Consider the following 19100-nt stretch of genomic DNA (forward strand, 5'->3'; position numbering starts at 1 on the left):
GGTGAATCGTCATCGGGTTGCTCGGCGGCGAATCGGGCCCACGGTAATCCGGAATACCGGAATCGGTCGAAATCCCCGCCCCGGTCAACACGGCCACACGGCGGTCGGTCAGCACGGAGACCAGCTCCGGAGCTTCCGCGCGCGCCTGGGTCACGCCTTCGAGGGTACGGACCTAACCGAGGCAGTCCGCCGCCGTCGTCAGCTCAGCACCCATGTTGCGCTGCATCATCGTCAGCGCGGCCGCACCGAGCTCGGCGTCGATGTGCGCGACGGCGTCCCTGGGCACCACGACCGGAATATGGCGAATGTAAGCGTCCAGGGCGGTGTAGAGGACGCACTGTTCGGTTACTTGACCAGTAAGTATCACCCGCTTGGTGTCCAGCCTGCGGAGCAGGTATGCCACCGGTGTCGCGTAGAAGGCGCTGTGGCGCACTTTGGTGAGCAGGTGACTGCCCTTGGCCGGAAGAATCGGCTCGACGAGATCGGGTCGCGCCCCGTCACACGCCGCGCGAACGATGTCTGAGAACTCGGCGGTGAAGTCGCCGTAGTTGTCGTTCACATAAATGACGTCGACGTGGTCGGTGTCGCTCGCGCGCTGAACCAGATCGGCCAGGGGCTCGACGATCTTTTCGGTATTGGGTATGAGTAGTTCGGCGTCAGGATGCTGGTAGCTGTTCAGCATGTCGACGACCAAAACTGCGGTATCGCTCATCCGGCACGGATACCCAGTGCCGCTACGGCAATGCAAAGATTTAGCTGTCGATTGCCGCTCACGCTGATTCAAAGCATTTACTTGAATTCCATATGTTGGCCGTGAGCGATTCATCTCGAGGTCTACTGTAGGCAATGTGGTATTTGCTGCTTATTCATGTTCGCCTGCGGGGCTGCGGCGCATCGCAGGGGTTGCGGTGCTCGTCGAGTCCTCGCCGACGTGGACCTAGGGCTTCGACCGACGTTGGAGCCCCAACCGCCGCGCAGGCTGAGCTGTTTTCGCCCGCCAGCCGTCCATCTATGGCTAGGGCGACCGGAGAGGGGAGAAGTCAGTGCTCGATTTCGGTGCACTGCCGCCCGAGGTCAACTCGGGCCGAATGTATGCGGGTCCGGGATCTGGCCCGATCATGGCCGCGGCGTCGGCCTGGCAGGCGATGGCCGGCCAACTGGAATCCGTCGCTCGCGGCTACTCCGCGGTGATCTCGGATTTGCGGGACGAATCGTGGTCCGGCAACGCGTCGACCGCCATGGCCGACGCCGCTGCGCCGTACGTCGAGTGGATCACGGCCGCAGCCACCAAAGCCGAGCACACGGCCGGTCAGGCGCGCGCGGCGGCGGCGGCCCAAGAGGCGGCATACGCCGCCACGGTGCCGCCGGCGCTGGTCGCGGCCAACCGAGCCGAGTATGCGGCGCTGGTCATGGCCAACATCTTCGGTCAATACACCGCGCAGATAGCGGTCGCCGAGGCTGAGTACGCCGACATGTGGGCGCAAGATGCGCAGGCCATGTACAGCTATGCCTCGTCGTCGTCGACGGCCACTGCCCTGCCGCGGTTCACCGAACCGCCCGAAACCACAATGGCCACTGGTCAATCCGCTCAGGCGGCCGCGGTGTCGCAAGCCGCCGGCAGCGCCGGTTCGACGACAGCCCAGTCGACGCTGTCGCAGCTGATGGCGAGTGTTCCCAAACAGCTGGAGAGCCTCGCGGCCACCGGGTCGTCGTCGGCCGCTACTGATCCGACGTCGTCGATCCTTTCTGCCTTCGGCAACTTCAACACCCTCGCCGGGCCGGCGAGCCTCGGCGCAGCCTTCAGTCGCACGGTGACCAGCGGCGGAAGCTTTCTCACCGGGGCCTATCGGACCGGTATCCAGGCGCAGGATCTGCCCAAGATCGCCGAGGAGGACGCCGAAGCCGCGGCCGGTCGAGCCGCCGGTGGCGCTAAGGCCGCGACCCAGTCGTGGGTGTCGGAGGCCGCCGAGCGGCCGGTGCTGGCCGGGATGGGTCAGGCGGCATCGATCGGCGGAGTGTCCGCGCCGCAGACCTGGGCATCGGCGACTCCGATAGCCAGTGCGGTCGAAGAGCCGCAATGGCTGTCCGAGGCAGACCTCGGAGCGGTCCCGGCGTCGGCGGATACGTCGATGGGCGGCATGTCGGGCGCGCCGATGTTTGGGATGACGCAGCAGCCGGGTGTGTGGTCGCGGCCGACGGTCAGCAACATCCTTCGCGTGCCGGCGGACCGCTTCAAGATGCCCCGCCCGTTTACTGGCGGCTAGTTGACGCCCATGCGCATTTCGGGACATTGAAACGTCGTAATGGCTTGTCAACCAACAGTTTGTCGACGCTAAGATTGGCCGCTGATGTTTGATTTCGGGGCGCTGCCGCCCGAGATCAACTCGGCCAGGATGTATAGCGGCCCGGGGGCGGGGCCGATGATGGCCGCGGCCGCGGCCTGGGACGGACTAACGGCACAGCTCGAGATGTTCGCCGCCCGCTATTCCGCGCTCGTGTCCGAGCTTCAAGGCGAGAGTTGGTCGGGCGCGTCGTCGGCCGCCATGGCGGCCGCCAGTGCACCGTATGTGGCCTGGGTGACGACGACGGCCCAGCAGTCGGAGCAGACCGCGAACCAGGCGCGGGCGGCGGCGGCTGCCTACGAAGCGGCGTTCGTCGCAACCGTGCCACCGACTGTGGTGGAGGCCAACCGCACGCTGTTGACGACCCTGGTGGCGAGCAATTTTTTCGGCCAGAACACACCGGCCATTGCTGCTACCGAAGCCGCCTATGCCGAGATGTGGGCGCAAGATGCGGCGGCGATGTACAACTACGCAGGATCCGCCGCGTCAGCGGTGAGCCTCGCGCAGTTCAGTCAGCCGCCGCCGACCACGAGTTCGACGGGCCAGTCCGCTCAAGACGCCGCGGTGTCCCAGGCCGTCGGCTCGTCTGCCGATCAATCTCAGACCGCCTTGTCGCAGCTGCTGGCCGCGCTGCCTCAGCAACTGCAGGGGCTGGCATCAGGCGGCGTCACGAACGCTTCATCAGCGGAGGTGTCGGCGTCCTCGATCATCACAGCGTTCAGCGACATCAATACCCTTACAGGGCCGCTGATTCCGGCCTATCAGTTTCCCTACGCGGCCTTCCAGATGGGCATCTTCATCCAGGGTCTTATGCAGTCCGGATCGCAGGCGAAGTTTCTACCCGAGATGATGGCGCCGGTGGGGAGCGCCGCCTCAACCTCCCAAACGATTGCACCGCAGGGTATTCCGCAGCCAGTACTTGCCACCGCGGGCCGTGCGGTGCCGATCGGCGGATTGTCCACCCCGTCGAACTGGGCGGGCGCGACGGCACAAACAAGCCCGGTCGCTGAGCCGACGACGGTTGCGACAGGTTTCCGGCCGCTCCCCGCGTGGGCGGGTGACTCAGTGCGTGCGAGCCGCTCGGGCGTGCCGACCATGGCACAGATCAACAGCACCGGCGGACGGCGCGGTGGCACCACCGTCTTCCGGATGAGAGACCGTCGCTACCGTATGCCGCGGCCGGCGCCCGGCGGGTAGCAGAGGAATTCGACCCGATGGTCGCCTGCTGACACCGACGGGGCGACAATGTGAGGGTAATGGACTTCTACAACGCCTACAGCCACGGCTTTGCCCGCGTCGCCGCGTGCACACATCACGCGGCGATCGGCGACCCCGCGGCCAATGCCGACTCGGTTCTGCGGTTGGCCCGGCAATGCCATCACGACGGTGTCGCACTGGCCGTTTTCCCGGAGCTGACGTTGTCGGGCTACTCCATCGAGGACATCCTGCTGCAGGACGTATTGCTGGACTCCGTCGAGAACGCTGTGGTCCATATCGCCGCCGCCTCCACCGATCTGCAGCCGGTGCTGGTGGTCGGCGCGCCGCTGCGCTACCGGCATCGCATCTACAACACCGCCCTGGTCATCCACCGAGGTGTTGTTCTCGGTGTGGCGCCCAAGTCGTATCTGCCGACGTACCGAGAGTTCTACGAGCGCCGTCAGATCGCGCCTGGCGACGACGAGTGCGGAACCATAAGCATCGCCGGCATGGAGGCGCCGTTCGGCCCGGATCTGCTGTTCTCGGCATCCGACCTTCCGGGATTCGTAGTGCACGTCGAAATCTGCGAGGACATGTTCATCCCGATTCCGCCCAGCGCTGAAGCTGCGCTGGCGGGTGCGACCGTGCTGACCAACCTCTCTGGCAGCCCGATCACTATCGGCCGCGCCGACGACAGGTCGCTAATGGCTCGCTCGGCATCACTGCGCTGCCTGGCGGCCTACGTGTATGCCGCAGCGGGCGAAGGCGAGTCGACCACCGATTTGGCGTGGGACGGCCAGACGATGATCTGGGAAAACGGCGTTCTGCTCGCCGAAACCGAACGCTTCCCGAAGAGCGAGCAACGCAGCATCGCCGATGTCGATCTCGAGTTGATTCGCGCCGAGCGGTTGCGAATGGGCACGTTCGACGACAACCGGCGTCACCATCGCGGTGTGGCAGAGACGTTCCGGCGCATAGAGTTTCGATTGGACCCGCCAAGCGGTGACATCGGTCTGCGTCGGGAAATCGAGCGTTTCCCGTTCGTGCCGGCCGATCCGGATCGACTCGAACAGGATTGTTACGAGGGCTACAACATCCAGGTCGCCGGCCTCGAACAACGGTTACGCGCACTGGACTTTCCGAAAGTCGTCATCGGGATCTCCGGCGGGCTCGACTCGACGCACGCGCTAATCGTCGCGGCGCGTGCGATGGACCGAGAAGACCGTCCGCGCCGCGACATCCTGGCATTCACCCTGCCGGGCTTCGCGACCGGCGAGCACACCAAACGCAACGCCGTTGAACTCTGCCGCGCCCTCGGGGTTACTTTCGCCGAAATCGACATCACCGAGACCGCGAAGCTGATGCTCAAGGAAATGGATCACCCCTTCTCGCGCGGCGAGAAGGTCTACGACGTCACGTTCGAGAACGTGCAAGCGGGCCTGCGCACCGACTATTTGTTCCGGTTGGCCAATCAGCGTGGCGGAATAGTTCTCGGCACCGGTGATCTTTCGGAGCTGGGACTGGGCTGGTCGACTTACGGTGTCGGCGATCAGATGTCGCACTACAACGTCAACGCCGGTGTGCCCAAGACACTGATTCAGCACTTGATCCGCTGGGTCATCTCCTCTAACCAGTTCTCGTCGGATGTGGGCGCGGTGTTGCAGTCGGTGCTGGACACTGAGATCACCCCCGAACTCGTGCCCACCGGTGAAGAAGAGGAGCTGCAGAGCAGCGAAGCGAAGGTCGGTCCCTTTGCGCTGCAAGACTTCTCGCTATACCACGTACTTCGCTACGGATTCCGGCCGGCGAAAGTCGCGTTTCTCGCGTGGCACGCGTGGAGCGATGCCGACAATGGCAACTGGCCACCGGGATTCCCGGAGAACAAGCGGCCGTCCTACTCGCTCAAAGAGATTCGGCACTGGCTGCAGATCTTCGTGCAGCGGTTCTACTCGTTCAGCCAGTTCAAGCGCTCGGCGATGCCTAACGGCCCCAAGGTGTCTCACGGTGGCGCGTTGTCACCGCGCGGGGACTGGCGTGCCCCGTCGGACATGTCGGCACGGGCGTGGCTCGATGCGATCGAACGCGAGATCCCGGAAGACTAGCAGCTACTCGGCTACCAGTTGGTCAGAATGAGATGGTTGATGACCAGGGCGCCGAGCACATTGGCGGCCAGCCACCAACGATGGGTTGACCGAGGTAGTAACGCCGGAGCCGCAGTCAACCACACCATGAACGGTAGCCAGATACGCTCGGTCTCGGCTTTGCTCAGCATGCTCAGATCGGCGCAGAGAATTGCGGCGACGGCGGCCAGCACCAGTAGTTCTAGCCCGGAGAGCCGGCGGATCGCCCCGACATCAAAGACGCGGCCCAATCCAGCGACGCTGCCCAGACCGATTGCGCACGCGACGGAAGCCAGGTTCGCCCAGCTCCAATATTGAAAAGGTCGATTCACCGCGATGCCCTGCCAGTAGCGTTGCCGGACAAGGATGTAGCCATCGAACCACCAGAACCCTGCCAGGGCGAAGGAAAGCACCACCGCCGCCGCGGCAGGCACCGCAGCGGCCAATGCGGTCAGCGCCGCCCGGCGGTTGTGTGCCGCAATCAGCACCGCCAGGGCGGGCAGTCCCATCAACACCAGTCCGTAGTTCAAGAAGACGCCCCAACCCAGCAGCAGTCCAGCGCAGGCCGCGACGGCGATCGGCCAACGTACGCTGCGGTTCGCGGCGAGTGCCAGCAAGGCGATGCCCCACGCGGCGACGCCGGTGAAGTAAGCGTCCGCGGAGACGGCAATCCAGATCGCGGTCGGCGCCACCGCAACGAAGGGTGCGGCCCTGCGGGCGGTCGGCTCATCGGACACGGCACGCACAGCGACGACCACAGCGGCCGCCGCGCTCGACCCGACCAGCAGGCAGAACGCTCCCGCCCACGCACCGCCGCTCAGACCGATGCGGTCGAGCCAGACGAAAGTCAGCAGCGCACCGGGCGGGTGCCCGGAAACGTGGGTGATCCACGAATGCGGTTGAAAGTCCAGGATCCGGCTCGAGAATGTGCGCAGCATCAACGGGATATTGGTGATGGTCGGCACCTGCCGCAGGTACTCATGTCGCGCGACCAGGCGCCCCGCGAACCCGAGCTGCCAGCCATCGATCATCGCCAGCGCGAACGCCCACATGCATGCCGTTGACCAGGTGACGAGCGTGAGGACCCGCCATGAAAGTCGTTGCGCCACGCTGGGCCCCCACAGCACCGCTACGACGCCGATGACGACCGCCGCGGTACTGCCCCAGCCGACATGGGCGTTCCACCAGCCGAAAATCGGTGCGGTTTCGGCATAGTCGTGAAGCTGCTTGGGCGAGCTGTGGATCAAGGGCCTGACGCCGCCCAGGCTCATATGCGGTACCGCGAAAGCCGCTAGTACAAGCGCCGCACCCAGCGACGCCGAGACGGCTTCGCGGCGTCCGATCTTCACGACGACCCGGCCATGATCAGACACAGTAGGTCAACCGACTCGCCGGCTACCGCGTCTGCGGGCCGCTGTCATCGTCGGCAACGACGTGGATGTCGGTCGTTTGTCCGCGGCGGCTCGTGGTGGCGAGCCGGACGGCGTAGGCAACTGCGCTGACGCCGTAGAGGGCGGCGACCAGCGCGAGCCATCGCCCGAGGAACGGTTGCTGGTTCTGCCCGGTAGACGCGATATAGCTGAAGCGTCCCTGTTGGATGATGCCGGGGAAGAACAGCAGCAGCGACAGCCCCGTGGCCAGCGTCGGGAGACGCAGATAATTCAGCGGCGATACCCGCGGCGGCGGTCCGGCCCACCGGTTCCCCATGGCTGCAAGGGCACCGGCGAAAGAGCGGTCGGCGAGAGCGTACAGCGGAAAAAGGACCAGATCATGAGCGACGATTGCGGCCAGAAACCAGACCGTAATCGACTGCCACCACACCGTGTGATTCCACAAGGCATGTGGGCCGAGCAAGAGCACCACGTAGCCCGCCAATGCCCACGCTGCAATCGCGCCCAGTAGATGCAGTGGATTGCTGCCGTACCAGGCGGCAAACTTGCGAGCCACGACCCGCACGTCAGGCCCCCCCGAATTCGATGGACCGAACCCATTTGGTGTTGTGCACGCCCGGCAGGCCGGGCACGATGATGCGCGCCGGATAGCCGTGGTCGGGGGACAGGTCCACGCCGTTGACCCGCAGGGCCAGCAGCGAGTCGGGATGGCGTACCTGATTAGCTTGCAGAACAGCGTGATTGAACGCACCTGCGCGCTCCAGTGAGCGCACGCTGGCTCGGGCGGGATGGGAAAGTCCGGCCAGAGCGGCCAGGTCGCCGAGCCGAACTCCGCTCCAAGACTGAGTGGTCGACCAGCCTTCCACGCAGGCGATGGGCAGTTCGGCGGTGTGTTGCGGCATGGCTTCGAGCGCGGCCCGGCTCAGCAGGATCGGCCCCGACGGACCTCGCACGTTGAGTCGCCAGTCGGCGCCGGTCTCGGCGGGCGTGATCGCGGCTGCGGCCGCGGTCCTGTTGACCTGAAAGTCGTTCGGGCCGTCGCCGCGGCTACGTCCGCGCGGCAACAACAGGGCACCGCGGCGGGTGACACCGCCCACGGTTTGCCCGACGGTGAGTACCGCGACGAACAAGCCGCCGCCTCCGACCAGGCCCAGCGCGCCCCGACGGCTCACCGTCGGCGGCGCGGGATCGGTGGCGACCAGCCCAGCGGCATCCGGCGGCTCGGGTCGGGTGTCTGCGCGCGAAGTGCGCAACACCGCGCGAAACGACCGGGAGCGCAGCGCGGTGACCATCGTCGGAAATTTGATCAATACGTGCATCGCGAAGCCCGCGATGAAGATCCACGCCCCGAAGTAGTGCGCGGTGTAGAAGCTGAACCCGAAGATGTAGTCGTACTGGATGTTCAAGACGCCGGTGGCCAGCTCGAAGATGACGCCGCCCACCAGCATCAACAGCGACAGCCGCTCGAGCAACTGTGCGATCGACCGTAGTGGGGGCCAGGAGAACAGACGCGGCATGACTGACCAGAGTTTGGCCAGCACTACCGGAATGATAATCAGACCCAAACCGACGTGCACGCCTTGGGTGAGGCGGTAGATCCACGAGGGCCTACTCGGCCAGTCGAAGTCGGGCAGTTTGAGCCATCCGACGTCCTTCGGGATCGCCTGACCGAATTGCGGGCCGTATGCGATGTAGGACAACAGCCCGGTCAGGATGATCACCGGCAGTCCGACGAGCAGCACCGAGCCAAATACCGACGTCAGCCACGGCCCTCGCAACGGACTTCGCCATCGCTGCAAGAGATCGATCCCGGGCGGACGATGACGCTCGAGCGCGCGCCACACCGGCACAGGAAACCGGTCAGCCGGCTCGGAGAATTGTTGCGACGACGTCGGTGCCGGGTCCGCCGCAGGGGGAGACGGCTGGCTCATCGATTCACGCTACCGCGAGCCGCTGTCAGCACCGCGATCACCCGGTTATGGATGTTGACAACTTGAATGACGCACAACCCGGCGGCACGCGCGATGTCGCCGAGCGCTGCCGCCCCGATGCGTGACCACGGAAACCACTGCCCCAGATAGTGTCCGGTCTCCCAGCGCAACCACTCGTAGCAAGAAACGGTTACCGGGGAGTCGATCTCGACAACGACGATGCCGTCGTGGGCAAGAAGGTCGGCGGCCCGCCGCAACGTCTGGGCGGGGTCGCCGCCGATACCGATATTGCCGTCGGTGAGCAGCACTTGTTCCCAACGGCCCTCAGCAGGCAACGGAGCGAACAGGTCGCGATGGATCGCGGTCCCACCGCGTCGACGTGTCATGTCCACCGCAGCCGCCGAATTGTCGACACCCAGCGCCGGCAAGCCGCGCTGTTGCAGGGAGGCGGCGAATCGCCCGGGGCCACACCCCAGGTCCAAGGTCGGGCGTGACGAGCAAAGGCGAAGCATGTGCTCGTCGGCGAGCCGATCGTGTGGGGAGGTTTCCACTCCTCCCATCCATCGGGAGATCGGCAACTCACGACGGTGCCCGAGATGATTACGCGACCAGCAGGAGCTTCCGGACGCGGCCGACCGGTAAATCACGTCCGCTGACCGGACTTCGGCCGCCTGGCGGGCGTCAGTCGTCATCGCAACCCTCGATCCAGCAGTGGGCGCTGCGAGCGGGTTCGCTCGCGGCCAGTTTCGGTCGACAGAGCAGGGCCAGCCCGAAGCAGCCGACGTCCATCTCCCACCCACCCATTTCAGTCTCGTTGCTTTTAATTGCCATTCGGTGCTGATCGTGACGAGGATTGCCTCTGAAGCATCTGCGCAGGTGGCAGCGCTCGATGAGGTAAGGGCTCGCAGTCGGGCACAGTGGAGTGATGGGCTCGCGTGCTGCGCTGGTGTGCTTCCTGGCGATCGGTCTGCTGGTCATCGGCTGCAGCAGCGATGCGCGCTCCCCGGCACCTGTAACGGCCTCGACCCGCGCGGTCACACCCGCGGCCGAGCCCGCGACCGCCGGAGCGCCGGCCGTGCCCCCCACCGGCAAGATGGTGCCCCTCGGCAATGCACCCGAAGGCATCGTTGTCGGAATGTCTGGGGTTGGAGCAGTTGCCGTGCGAAATCCCAACGGCATCAAGCTGATCGATGCCGACACCGGTGTGGTGCGTCAGACGGTTCCCACGGTCGGAGCGGCCCGGCACCTGAGCCTTGCCGGACCGAACGGCCCTGTACTGGTGCCGCTGGAGAGTTCCGACGAGTTATGCGAGTTGAGCCTCGCCGACGGCCGCGTGACCTTGACCGCCGCAGGGGTGGGTCGTCAACCGCACGACGCAGTCCGGACGGCCGGAGGCACGATCGTCGTCACCAACGAGCTCGGCGGCGGGGTGGTCTTCGTGCGGGATGCCGCGGTGGTGGGGTCGCTGTCCGCCGGGCCAGTCCAGCCGGGCGGCGTCGCAGCGTTGGGTGACTACGCCGCGGTAGCCGACGTGCAGGGAAACGGGGTGTGGGTCTACGACGGAACAACGGGCCGACTGCTGGCGCACGGCCCGCTCGGGTCAAAACTGACCCATGCGGTTGCGTTGTCCGGCGATCTCGCCGCTTTCGCCGACACCGACGGCGGCGCCGTCTTCATCGAGCGCATCGATCCGCAACTCGCACAGATCGCGAAGGTCGATGCTCCGGGCAAACCGTACGGGCTGGCCTACGACGCCGCGCGTCGGCGGCTTTACGTCACCCTCACCAGCTCCAACCTGATGCGGCTGATCGACGTCTCTGACGCGACGCAACCGCGGATACTCGGGGATGTGCCGACGGTGCAGCAACCCAATTCGGTGGCCGTTGATCCGCGTTCGGGCGACGTGTTGGTGACGGGCAGCGCCCCCGGTGGCCGCAGCAGCTTGCAGATCGTCACCCCGGCCCTGCTACCAGGAGGCTGACCGTGAGAGTTCTGCTGACTGGCGCCGCCGGTTTCATCGGGTCACGGGTGGGTGCGGCGCTGCGCGCCGCCGGACACGACGTCGTCGGTGTCGATCTACTGTTGCCCGCCGCGCATGGACCCCATCCGCGACTGCCGCCGGAATGCCACCAAGTCGATATCCGAGACGGCCCAGCGCTGGCACCGCTGCTAGCCGGCATCGACCTCGTCTGCCATCAGGCTGCAATGGTGGGGGCAGGGGTGAACGCCGCCGACGCCCCGGCCTACGGCGGGCACAACGACCTCGCCACCACTGTGCTGCTCGCAGAGATGTTCGCCGCCGGAGTCCGCCGGCTGGTGCTGGCATCGTCGATGGTGGTCTACGGGCAAGGCGGCTACGGCTGTCCAGACCACGGACCGGTCGACCCGGAACCGCGGCGGCGCGCCGATCTCGACGCGGGGGTTTTCGAACACCGCTGCCCGGTCGGGGGCGAGGAGCTGCGCTGGCGGCTCGTCGACGAGAATGCGCCGTTGCGTCCGCGCAGCCTCTACGCCGCCAGCAAGACCGCGCAAGAGCACTACGCGCTCGCCTGGTCGGAGTCGACAGGCGGCTCGGTGGTGGCGCTGCGCTACCACAACGTTTACGGTCCCGGAATGCCGCGCGACACGCCCTATTCCGGCGTCGCGGCGATCTTCCGTTCGTCGCTCGAGAAGGGGGAGACACCAAAGGTATTCGAGGACGGCGGCCAGATGCGTGACTTCGTCCACGTCGATGACGTGGCCGCTGCGAATCTGGCGGCGACAACCGAGCGGGACGGTTTCACCGCGCTCAACGTCTGCTCGGGGCGGCCAATATCGATCCTCGAGGTGGCCGCCGTGTTGTGCGAGGTCCGCGACGGTGGGCTGTCCCCGGACATCACTGGGCAGTACCGCAGCGGCGACGTGCGTCACATCGTTGCCGACCCAGCCCGGGCCGCCGAGGTGCTGGGTTTCCACGCGGCCATCGATCCACGCGAGGGCCTGCGTCAGTTCGCGTTCGCGCCGCTGCGATAACGGTATGCCTTAGTGTCGAAGCATATGTGCGACTCCGCCGATCTGGTCACCGTGGTGCTGCCGTGCCTGAACGAGGAGGAGTCGCTGCCTGGGGTGCTGGCGGCCATACCTGTCGGCTATCGCGCCTTGGTAGTCGATAACAACAGCACCGACACAACCGCAGCGGTGGCCGAGCGTCACGGAGCCACCGTGGTCACCGAGCGGCGGCCCGGCTACGGCGCGGCGGTGCACGCCGGCGTGGTCGCCGCGACGACTCCTATCGTCGCGGTCGTGGACGCAGACGGATCGATGGAACCCGCTGAGTTGCCGCGGTTGGTGGCGGCCCTTGATCAGGGTGCCGATTTGGCGACCGGCCGGCGGCGTCCGGTGCGCGGGCTGCACTGGCCATGGGTCGCTCGACTGGGAACCGTGGTAATGAGTTGGCGACTGCGCACTCGGCACGGCCTGCCGGTGCACGACATCGCGCCGATGCGGGTAGCCCGGCGCGAGGCCTTGCTGAATCTTGGCGTGATGGACCGACGTTCGGGCTATCCGCTGGAACTGCTCGTTCGCGCCGCGGCCGCCGGCTGGCGCGTGGTCGAGTTTGACATCAGTTATGGGCCCCGGACGGGTGGTAAGTCAAAGGTCAGCGGTTCGCTTCGGGGCAGCATCACCGCAATTCTGGATTTCTGGAAGGTGATCTCCTGAACGCCCTTCCGGTGACCCTGCTGGTAGTCGCCAAAGCGCCGGTGCCCGGCCGGGCCAAGACGAGACTTGCCGCGATCGTCGGTGACCAGGTGGCGGCCGACATTGCCGCTGCCGCGCTGCTGGACACGTTGGACGCGGCGACCAGTACGCCGGTGGCAGCGCGGGTGGTCGCGCTCACCGGCGATGTGGATGCCGCGTCCTGCGCCCCCGAAATCCGTAATCGGCTTGAGTCTTTCACGGTGATCGAGCAGCGCGGCTTCGACTTCGCCGATCGGCTGGCCAACGCACACGCCGACGCGGGCGCCGCGGGTGGAGGCCATCCTGTGCTGCAGATCGGAATGGACACCCCACAGGTGACCGCCGAGCAGCTGGCCGGCTGCGCGCGCCGGCTGCTGCGCGTGCACGCCCTGCTGGGACCGGCGTGCGACGGCGGATGGTGGATCCTCGGACTACACGAACCAGGGGCGGCCGAATGCTTGCGCGGTGTCCCGATGTCTCAACCCGATACCGGCGAACTCACGGTGAAGGCGTTGCGCCACACAGGTATCAGTGTCTCTTTGGTGGAGACTCTGGCCGACGTCGATGTCGTCGACGATGTCGTCGCGGTGCGTGACGCCTGCGGTCACGACAGCCGCTTCGCTCAGCTGACGCGTGCGGCCGGACTCTAGATGGAGGTCAAATTCGTTCGTACGTTCCGGCCAGCATGCCGCGCGCGAGCACGTGCCCGCTCATCTGTTTCAACAGGGCCTTGGCTTTGGTTACGCTCTCTTCCACGGGTTCATCGAGGGCGAATACCAGAAACCGGTAGCGATGCGGGCCGTGACCGGGAATCGGGCGCGGGCCGGCGTAGCCCCGGTGCCCCAGACCGCCTGGAATAAAACGTATTCCGGCAGCCTCTGGCTGCAGCGCCCCGGTGTCGACGCTGTGCACACCGGGCTCGATCACGGCGACGGTGTGTAGCAAGGGGCGGGGCAGCGGGACGTCGATGTCGTCGATGATCAACACCACCTGCCGGGTTTGTGACGGCAGGCCGGCCCAACTCAGCTGCGGTGAGGTGTTGTCGCCGACGCCCTTGCCGGCGCTCGTTGTCGGCATCGCGCCGCCATCGCCGAACGCGGTGCTTGTTACCGTGATGTCGTCGGGCGCGGCGAAATCCGAACCGGCGAACGGACTTCGGTGTTCCCCTGCGCGGACATTGCGCAGCAACTTGCCGATCATGCGCCGCTGCCCGCGCCGCGAATCACGACTGTGCTGGATCTGAGCACGTCGCGGAGTTCGGCGGGCAGGTAACCCTGGGCCGCCAGCCTCGGCAGCACGCCGCCACTGGAGATGATGTCGAGGATCAGGTCGGGCAGCTTGGGCACTGAACCCGACGCTCCCGTGGTGTCGTTGCGCCATGCGCCTGAACCCAAATCGAGCGTCCCGGTGTCGCCTTCGCTGAAGATCGTGGTTGCCTCCGGCAGCGTCATCGCGGGCAGACCGGCGTTGACGGCGTTACGGAAGAACAGCGAATTGAACTCTTCGGCGATCAGTCCTGCGACGCCGAGTTCGGTGAACAGCGCGGCGACGGGGCGCGACGAGCCCAGCCCGAAGTTCTTGCCGGCCACCACGATGTCTCCCGGCGACACCTCGTCGGTCCAGCCGGGCCGCACTTCGTAGAAGACATGTCTGGCTGCCTCGGGCGGATCCATCTTCATGGCGAAGCTTGGGTACATGGTGTCGGTGTTGAGGTCGTCGCCGAATACCCACACCTTTCCGGTGATGGCCAGTGTCATGCGGTCACGCTCCTTGCGTCGGTGATGTAGCCGGTGAGCGCCGATGCGGCAACGGTCGCCGGTGAGGCCATATAGATCTCGGCGTCCGGGCTGCCCATCCGCCCGGTGAAGTTGCGGGTACTCGACGTCAAACACACTTCGCCCGGTCCCACCACTCCCATGTGGTAGCCGAAGCAGGCGCCGCAGGTGGAGTTCGTGATCACCGCGCCCGCATCGGCGATGTCCTGCAGGTAGCCCAGCCGCATCGCTTCGCGATACACCGCCTGCGACGCCGGCGTGACGAGCAGCCGTACGCCGGTCGCAACGGTGTTGCCGCGCAATATGTTCGCGGCGATTTCGAGGTCTTCCAATTGGCCGTTGGCGCACGACCCGATGAACGCCTGGTCGATTTTCTGCCGTTCAACCTGCGAAACCGGCAGGCCGTTGCGGCTCACGGTGCCCGGGCGGGCCACGTAGGGTTCGAGTGCGGCCAGATCCACCCGTCGCACTTCCCGGTAGACCGCATCGGAATCCGCTGCGGCGGACTCGTATCCGGTGATGCCGCGGTCGCCAAGACACGACATGAGGACCTCATCGGGTTCGAACGTGCTGAAGTCGGCCGATAACTCGGCGCCCTGGGTGGCGACCGTGCGTCGATCGTGCATGGGGATGCTGGCTAGCCCCGGTCCGCCGAATTCCAGATTGAAGTTGGCCGCGTCGCCGTACTCGTTGGCGATGTGCAGGAAGATGTCCTTGCCGCTGACCGTCTCCGGCTTGACGCCCTCGAGCTGATAGCGGATGGTTGGCGCCACCTGGAACCAGGTGCTGCCGGTGCACATGATCGAAAACACCTCGGCCGGGCCGAGTCCGCGGGCGGCGGTGTTGTAAGCGCCGGCCGCGCAGGTGTGAGAGTCGGTGCAGGCCAATACTTCTCCGGGCCGAGCCAGTCCGTTCTCGGCGATGACCTGATGGCAGATGCCGTGGCGGCCGACGTCGTAGAAGCGCTCGATACCGAACTGGGCGGCGAACTTGCGGGCAAGCGGACCGCCGGCCGCGTCTTTGATGGTCGGCGCCGGTACCGCGTGGTCCATGACGATCGCGAGCTTGTCGGGATCATGGATGCGAAGCGGCTGTAGCCACATCGTCGCGAACTGCAGATCGATCAGCACGGTCATGTCGACGTCCACGACGACCGTCTCGCCCGCCGACACCCGGTCCAGGCCGGCCTTGCGGGCGAAGATCTTCTCGATGATGGTCATGCTCATCGGACTTCCTCCAAGCGTGCGTATTTGGCGTCGAGGTCAAGCCATTCCACCATCCCGACCAGGTTGAAGAATTCGGCGGGATTACTCGGCAGATGGTCGGCGAGGTTGCCGCCGTTGAGTTCACACAGGCCTTCGAGCATGCCGAGGACCGCGCGGGCGAGCGGGTTGCTGGGGTGGATGGCGATGGCGTAGCCCAGCTCCTGCAGCCGGGTCGCCGATTCCAGTGGCGTCATGCCACCCAGCACCAGATTGATCAGCAGCGGCGCCTCGACCCCACGGGCAATGCGTTCGATCTCCTCGATGCTCTGTGGGGCTTCGACGAAGATCACGTCCGCACCGGCTTGGGCGTATCGATTCGCCCGGTCGATCGCGGCGTCCAAGCCGAGCGGAGCTCGGGCGTCGGTCCGCGCGACGACGAGCAGGTTGTCGTCGGTGCGGGCGTCGAGCGCGGCGGCCAACGTCTGTTCGAAATCCGCCGCATCGACGACGTGCTTGTCTTCCAGGTGCCCGCAACGCTTCGGGAATACCTGGTCCTCCAATTGGATTGCCGCGACGCCGGCCTGCTCGTAGAGCCGGACGGTGCGCACCACGTTCATCGCGGTGCCGTAGCCGGTGTCGGCGTCGGCGATCAACGGGACGTCACCGAGCACACCGACCAACATCCGCGCGCGCTCGGCCATCTCGGTGGCGGTAACCAGTCCGATGTCGGGCAGGCCGAATCCGGACGCCGCAACGCCGGCGCCGGTCATGTACACCGTCGCCTGGTTCGTGCGACGTGCCAGGTGCGCCGTTATGCCATCGAAAACACCTGGTGCGACGACGAGTTCGCCGCGATCGAGCAAGGTACGTAAGTTCTGCCGGGCCGCCGTGGTGGCCATGTCTTGTCCTTTTAGTCGAGTGCGCCGGCGACCGGCGGGGCCAGTAGATCGATCAGTTCGCTGACGTCGTCGAGGCTCTCGAGACCGACAACCGCGCGTTCGATCGAGGCGGCCCGGTCGCGGCTGGTGACACGATCGGCCAAAGCATGGAACTTGGCGACCAGCTCGTCGTTGGTGACCGGGTCCCACGGCGCACCGTGCGGCGTGACGACGCGAACCTGATGGACGTCGCCGTCGCGGGTGGTGACAGCGAGGTCGGTGCGGAACCGCTCGGTCAGTGGGGCGTCGGCGAGCGACTCATCCAAATGCACATGGGTGACGCCGATCAGCGACCAGATGTCGTCGGCGTCAAGGCGCGCCGGGGTGAACTGCTCGGGCAGGGCGTTGCCGTCGAGTAGCGCGGCCGCCGTCGCGTAACCGATGTTCATCTGAGCGCCGATGGCGGTCAGTGGCCGTTCGGGCGCCCACCAGCCGTGCTTGTACACGGTCTCACCAACCGTGATGTCGATCTTCGAGATATCCGAGGCGACAACAGATTCCCGTAATTGGCGGGCTGCGTCGACAGCTCCGTGTAGGCCACCCATGACTGCGTAAGACTTGACCATGATGATGGAGGTCTCCCACCGTTCACCCAATTGGTCGGTCAGCAAGGCCGCGTCGGGTTCGTGGCCTTCGCCGAAAACACTGAGGAAGCCGCCGTATTCACGCTCGAAGACCCGTTTGATGCCGGTGTAGTTGGCTGCCGCGAGCCCAGCGGCGTAGAAGCCGTTGCGCGCGGCGAAGCCGTGGTGCATGCGCTTGCTCATCGCTTCGTACTGCGCGGCCATCAAACCCGCCGACTGCGTGCCGGCCAGGCCGAGTGCATCCTCCAACTGGGCCGGCGACAACCCGCGCAGTTTGCCCGATGCCATTGCCGCCGAGTGGGTGCCGAACACCGGGCCGGAGTGCCAGCCACGGTCGAGCATCTGCGCGCCGTGCAGCGTATGGCCGACGCGCGGACCGACCTCGAAGCCAATGATCGCCGCGAGCAGAAAGTCGGCACCGGTGGTGGTTCGCGACTGCGCGGTCGCCGTCGACAGGAGCGCGGGAATGACTAGCGAACAACTGTGTACCGGCGCGATCGGGTGAAAGTCGTCGAGCTCGAAGCCTTGGATGAAGGTCCCATTGAGCACGGCCGCGGCCGGTCCACTGGTGAATTTGCCGGTGCCGATGACCGCGTTGTCGCCGCTGTGCTCGAGGGCGAGGACGGCGCTGGTGGCCACCCGCGACCAGGGCAATTGCGCTCCGATCAGACCGCAGCCCAGGCCATCGAGGAGCAGGTGTTTGGCGCGTTCGACGACGGTGTGGGGGATGTCGTCAAGTGTCAGGCCGGCGACCCACGAGGCCAGTTGGCCGGTCGGCCCGTCCGGGCCGGTGGCTGGGTGCTGGTGAACAGCAGTCGCGGTCATCGTCGGTCCTGTGGTCGAAGGGTTGCCGGATTGCTCAGTTGTTATATACTTATAACAACTTCTGACTTGGACGGCAAGGGCGATGTGACAGCATTGATGCTCATGCACGAGACCAGCGGCGGGGTGACGGCCGGTGCCGGGGTGCCGTTGCATCGCCAGCTCTTCCTGGTGCTGCACGACGAGATTGCCCGCGGCGCTATCGCTCCCGGTGACGCGCTGCCGACCGAGCAGTCTCTGTGCGATCAGTTCGGGGTGTCCCGGATCACCGTGCGTCGAGCGCTGGCCGATCTGGCCGAGCAGGGCTACATCGAACGTCGGCAAGGAGTCGGATCTTTCGTCCGGCAACGCGACCGGTCAGACGAGGCGCCGCTGTCCGGCTCCTACATGGACAATCTCCGGCAGACGCAGTTCCAGACGTCGGTCGACGTGGTCGAACACGACAGTCGACGGCCGCCGAGAGCGATCGGCGACGCGCTCGGCGGCGCCGCGGAGATGTTGCATCTTCTGCGAGTGCGACGCGAACGCAGAACTCGCGAACCGTTGATGATCACCGAAGCCTGGCTGCCGGCCGATCTCTCACCCGTATTGACCGCACCGGCGCTTCGACGTACACCGCTCTACGAGTTGCTCTCCGGCGCCGGTGTTGTCGTCGATCGGATGCAGCACGAGATCACCGCCGAGATCGCAGGGCCGCGCAACGCGGGTCTGCTCAACGTCGCGATCGGGTCGGCACTGGTTCGAGTCAACCGGCTGGCATTCGTGGCCGGCGCGCCGCACCACTATGTGTGGATCCTGCTGTCGCCCAACCGCAGTCGTGTGTTGATGACCCAGACGGCGGCCGAGTTGGACGCCGGCGACGGATTCGCAATCGCCCACGACGTGCGGCGCGGCTCGAGCTAGGGCAGCGTCGCTTCGTCGATCGCGTCGGCATATGGCGCACAGCCGCCGGCACCGGGCACCAACGTCGCCAGGGCGCCTGCCGCGCAGGCCCGGCGCAGCGCACGGTCGCGGTCGACGGTCCAGCCGGCGGCCAGGACACCGGCGAACACGTCGCCGGCGCCAGAGGTGTCGAGCG

General features: G+C 66.1%; 19 protein-coding genes and 1 pseudogene. 8 read left to right on the plus strand and 12 right to left on the minus strand.

The genetic code is table 11. The features are described from left to right. A pseudogene (locus VGH54_RS19870) lies at window positions 1–154 on the minus strand (NAD-dependent deacetylase); the annotation flags it as partial. A gap of 18 nt (window positions 155–172) precedes the next feature. After that, the gene (locus VGH54_RS19875; RefSeq protein ID WP_331513788.1) at window positions 173–712 is read right to left on the minus strand and encodes an isochorismatase family cysteine hydrolase; all 540 of its coding nucleotides are present in this window, start codon (window positions 710–712) and stop codon (window positions 173–175) included. Window positions 713–1043: 331 nt separating this feature from the next. Here VGH54_RS19875 and VGH54_RS19880 point away from each other — a divergent pair, with 331 nt between their 5' ends. The 3 genes from VGH54_RS19880 to VGH54_RS19890 all read left to right on the plus strand — a co-directional run bounded on the left by VGH54_RS19880 (window position 1044) and on the right by VGH54_RS19890 (window position 5641). After that, window positions 1044–2264: a PPE family protein gene (locus tag VGH54_RS19880; RefSeq protein ID WP_331513789.1), complete on the plus strand. Its 1221-nt coding sequence runs from the start codon at window positions 1044–1046 to the stop codon at window positions 2262–2264. A gap of 84 nt (window positions 2265–2348) precedes the next feature. Continuing rightward, complete coding sequence (locus VGH54_RS19885; RefSeq protein WP_331513790.1) at window positions 2349–3539, plus strand: PPE family protein; 1191 nt, start codon at window positions 2349–2351, stop codon at window positions 3537–3539. A gap of 59 nt (window positions 3540–3598) precedes the next feature. Beyond that, complete coding sequence (locus VGH54_RS19890; protein WP_331513791.1) at window positions 3599–5641, plus strand: NAD(+) synthase; 2043 nt, start codon at window positions 3599–3601, stop codon at window positions 5639–5641. An 11-nt stretch (window positions 5642–5652) separates the two neighbouring features. Here the strand turns inward: VGH54_RS19890 and VGH54_RS19895 are convergent, their stop codons facing one another. Genes VGH54_RS19895 through VGH54_RS19910 form a run of 4 tightly spaced genes read right to left on the minus strand, consistent with a single transcriptional unit; the run spans window position 5653 to window position 9673 of the window. Then, window positions 5653–7008: a hypothetical protein gene (locus VGH54_RS19895; protein ID WP_331513805.1), complete on the minus strand. Its 1356-nt coding sequence runs from the start codon at window positions 7006–7008 to the stop codon at window positions 5653–5655. 46 nt (window positions 7009–7054) lie between these two features. Beyond that, complete coding sequence (locus tag VGH54_RS19900) at window positions 7055–7615, minus strand: hypothetical protein (RefSeq protein WP_331513792.1); 561 nt, start codon at window positions 7613–7615, stop codon at window positions 7055–7057. Window position 7616: 1 nt separating this feature from the next. Next, window positions 7617–8981 carry a molybdopterin-dependent oxidoreductase gene (locus VGH54_RS19905; RefSeq protein ID WP_331513794.1) on the minus strand — a complete coding sequence of 455 codons (1365 nt, stop codon included), beginning with the start codon at window positions 8979–8981 and terminating at the stop codon, window positions 7617–7619. Further along, a complete protein-coding gene (locus tag VGH54_RS19910) occupies window positions 8978–9673 on the minus strand; it encodes a methyltransferase domain-containing protein (protein WP_331513795.1) in 696 nt (231 codons plus the stop codon). Before VGH54_RS19910 ends, VGH54_RS19905 begins: the two co-directional genes overlap by 4 nt. A 233-nt stretch (window positions 9674–9906) precedes the next feature. On the opposite strand from VGH54_RS19910, the gene VGH54_RS19915 reads away from it, so the two are divergent. From VGH54_RS19915 to VGH54_RS19930, 4 genes are read left to right on the plus strand one after another with little or no spacing between them, the layout of a single operon-like run. Continuing rightward, entirely contained in the window at window positions 9907–10962 is a 1056-nt protein-coding gene (locus VGH54_RS19915; RefSeq protein WP_331513796.1) for a hypothetical protein, read from the plus strand. A 2-nt stretch (window positions 10963–10964) separates the two neighbouring features. Next, complete coding sequence (locus VGH54_RS19920) at window positions 10965–11993, plus strand: NAD-dependent epimerase/dehydratase family protein (RefSeq protein ID WP_331513797.1); 1029 nt, start codon at window positions 10965–10967, stop codon at window positions 11991–11993. A gap of 24 nt (window positions 11994–12017) precedes the next feature. Continuing rightward, entirely contained in the window at window positions 12018–12680 is a 663-nt protein-coding gene (locus tag VGH54_RS19925; protein WP_331513799.1) for a glycosyltransferase family 2 protein, read from the plus strand. Next, complete coding sequence (locus VGH54_RS19930) at window positions 12677–13348, plus strand: TIGR04282 family arsenosugar biosynthesis glycosyltransferase (protein WP_331513806.1); 672 nt, start codon at window positions 12677–12679, stop codon at window positions 13346–13348. Before VGH54_RS19925 ends, VGH54_RS19930 begins: the two co-directional genes overlap by 4 nt. 7 nt (window positions 13349–13355) lie before the next feature. Here VGH54_RS19930 and VGH54_RS19935 read toward each other — a convergent pair whose 3' ends face one another. Genes VGH54_RS19935 through VGH54_RS19955 form a run of 5 tightly spaced genes read right to left on the minus strand, consistent with a single transcriptional unit; the run spans window position 13356 to window position 18025 of the window. Then, window positions 13356–13898, minus strand: a complete 543-nt coding sequence (locus VGH54_RS19935; RefSeq protein WP_331513800.1) for a YbhB/YbcL family Raf kinase inhibitor-like protein — start codon at window positions 13896–13898, stop codon at window positions 13356–13358. Continuing rightward, on the minus strand, window positions 13895–14443 hold the full coding sequence (locus VGH54_RS19940) for a 3-isopropylmalate dehydratase (protein WP_331513807.1): 549 nt from the start codon (window positions 14441–14443) through the stop codon (window positions 13895–13897). The genes VGH54_RS19935 and VGH54_RS19940 overlap by 4 nt, the downstream gene beginning before the upstream one ends. An 8-nt stretch (window positions 14444–14451) precedes the next feature. Next, complete coding sequence (locus VGH54_RS19945) at window positions 14452–15699, minus strand: aconitase/3-isopropylmalate dehydratase large subunit family protein (RefSeq protein ID WP_331513801.1); 1248 nt, start codon at window positions 15697–15699, stop codon at window positions 14452–14454. After that, window positions 15696–16577 (minus strand): isocitrate lyase/PEP mutase family protein, encoded by an 882-nt coding sequence (locus VGH54_RS19950; protein ID WP_331513802.1) that lies wholly within the window; start codon window positions 16575–16577, stop codon window positions 15696–15698. Before VGH54_RS19950 ends, VGH54_RS19945 begins: the two co-directional genes overlap by 4 nt. Window positions 16578–16588: 11 nt before the next feature. After that, window positions 16589–18025, minus strand: coding sequence for an MmgE/PrpD family protein (locus tag VGH54_RS19955; protein WP_331513803.1), 1437 nt, complete (start codon window positions 18023–18025; stop codon window positions 16589–16591). A gap of 102 nt (window positions 18026–18127) precedes the next feature. Here VGH54_RS19955 and VGH54_RS19960 point away from each other — a divergent pair, with 102 nt between their 5' ends. Beyond that, window positions 18128–18925 (plus strand): GntR family transcriptional regulator, encoded by a 798-nt coding sequence (locus VGH54_RS19960; RefSeq protein ID WP_331513804.1) that lies wholly within the window; start codon window positions 18128–18130, stop codon window positions 18923–18925. Here VGH54_RS19960 and VGH54_RS19965 read toward each other — a convergent pair. Next, window positions 18922–19100 (minus strand): PfkB family carbohydrate kinase (locus VGH54_RS19965; RefSeq protein WP_331513808.1); only part of this gene is annotated, 179 nt, incomplete at its 5' end. The two genes, VGH54_RS19960 and VGH54_RS19965, sit on opposite strands and share 4 nt — an antisense overlap.

It is taken from the genome of Mycobacterium sp., assembly GCF_036488105.1.
Classification (GTDB): domain Bacteria; phylum Actinomycetota; class Actinomycetes; order Mycobacteriales; family Mycobacteriaceae; genus Mycobacterium.

Coding starts and splice junctions, on each gene's coding strand:
- VGH54_RS19950 (WP_331513802.1), bottom strand. CDS start 16,577: ATGGCCACCACGGCGGCCCGGCAGAACTTACGTACCTTGCTCGATCGC.
- VGH54_RS19945 (WP_331513801.1), bottom strand. CDS start 15,699: ATGAGCATGACCATCATCGAGAAGATCTTCGCCCGCAAGGCCGGCCTG.
- VGH54_RS19935 (WP_331513800.1), bottom strand. CDS start 13,898: ATGATCGGCAAGTTGCTGCGCAATGTCCGCGCAGGGGAACACCGAAGT.
- VGH54_RS19925 (WP_331513799.1), top strand. CDS start 12,018: ATGTGCGACTCCGCCGATCTGGTCACCGTGGTGCTGCCGTGCCTGAAC.
- VGH54_RS19910 (WP_331513795.1), bottom strand. CDS start 9,673: ATGACGACTGACGCCCGCCAGGCGGCCGAAGTCCGGTCAGCGGACGTG.
- VGH54_RS19905 (WP_331513794.1), bottom strand. CDS start 8,981: ATGAGCCAGCCGTCTCCCCCTGCGGCGGACCCGGCACCGACGTCGTCG.
- VGH54_RS19955 (WP_331513803.1), bottom strand. CDS start 18,025: ATGACCGCGACTGCTGTTCACCAGCACCCAGCCACCGGCCCGGACGGG.
- VGH54_RS19890 (WP_331513791.1), top strand. CDS start 3,599: ATGGACTTCTACAACGCCTACAGCCACGGCTTTGCCCGCGTCGCCGCG.
- VGH54_RS19875 (WP_331513788.1), bottom strand. CDS start 712: ATGAGCGATACCGCAGTTTTGGTCGTCGACATGCTGAACAGCTACCAG.
- VGH54_RS19960 (WP_331513804.1), top strand. CDS start 18,128: ATGCACGAGACCAGCGGCGGGGTGACGGCCGGTGCCGGGGTGCCGTTG.
- VGH54_RS19885 (WP_331513790.1), top strand. CDS start 2,349: ATGTTTGATTTCGGGGCGCTGCCGCCCGAGATCAACTCGGCCAGGATG.
- VGH54_RS19915 (WP_331513796.1), top strand. CDS start 9,907: ATGGGCTCGCGTGCTGCGCTGGTGTGCTTCCTGGCGATCGGTCTGCTG.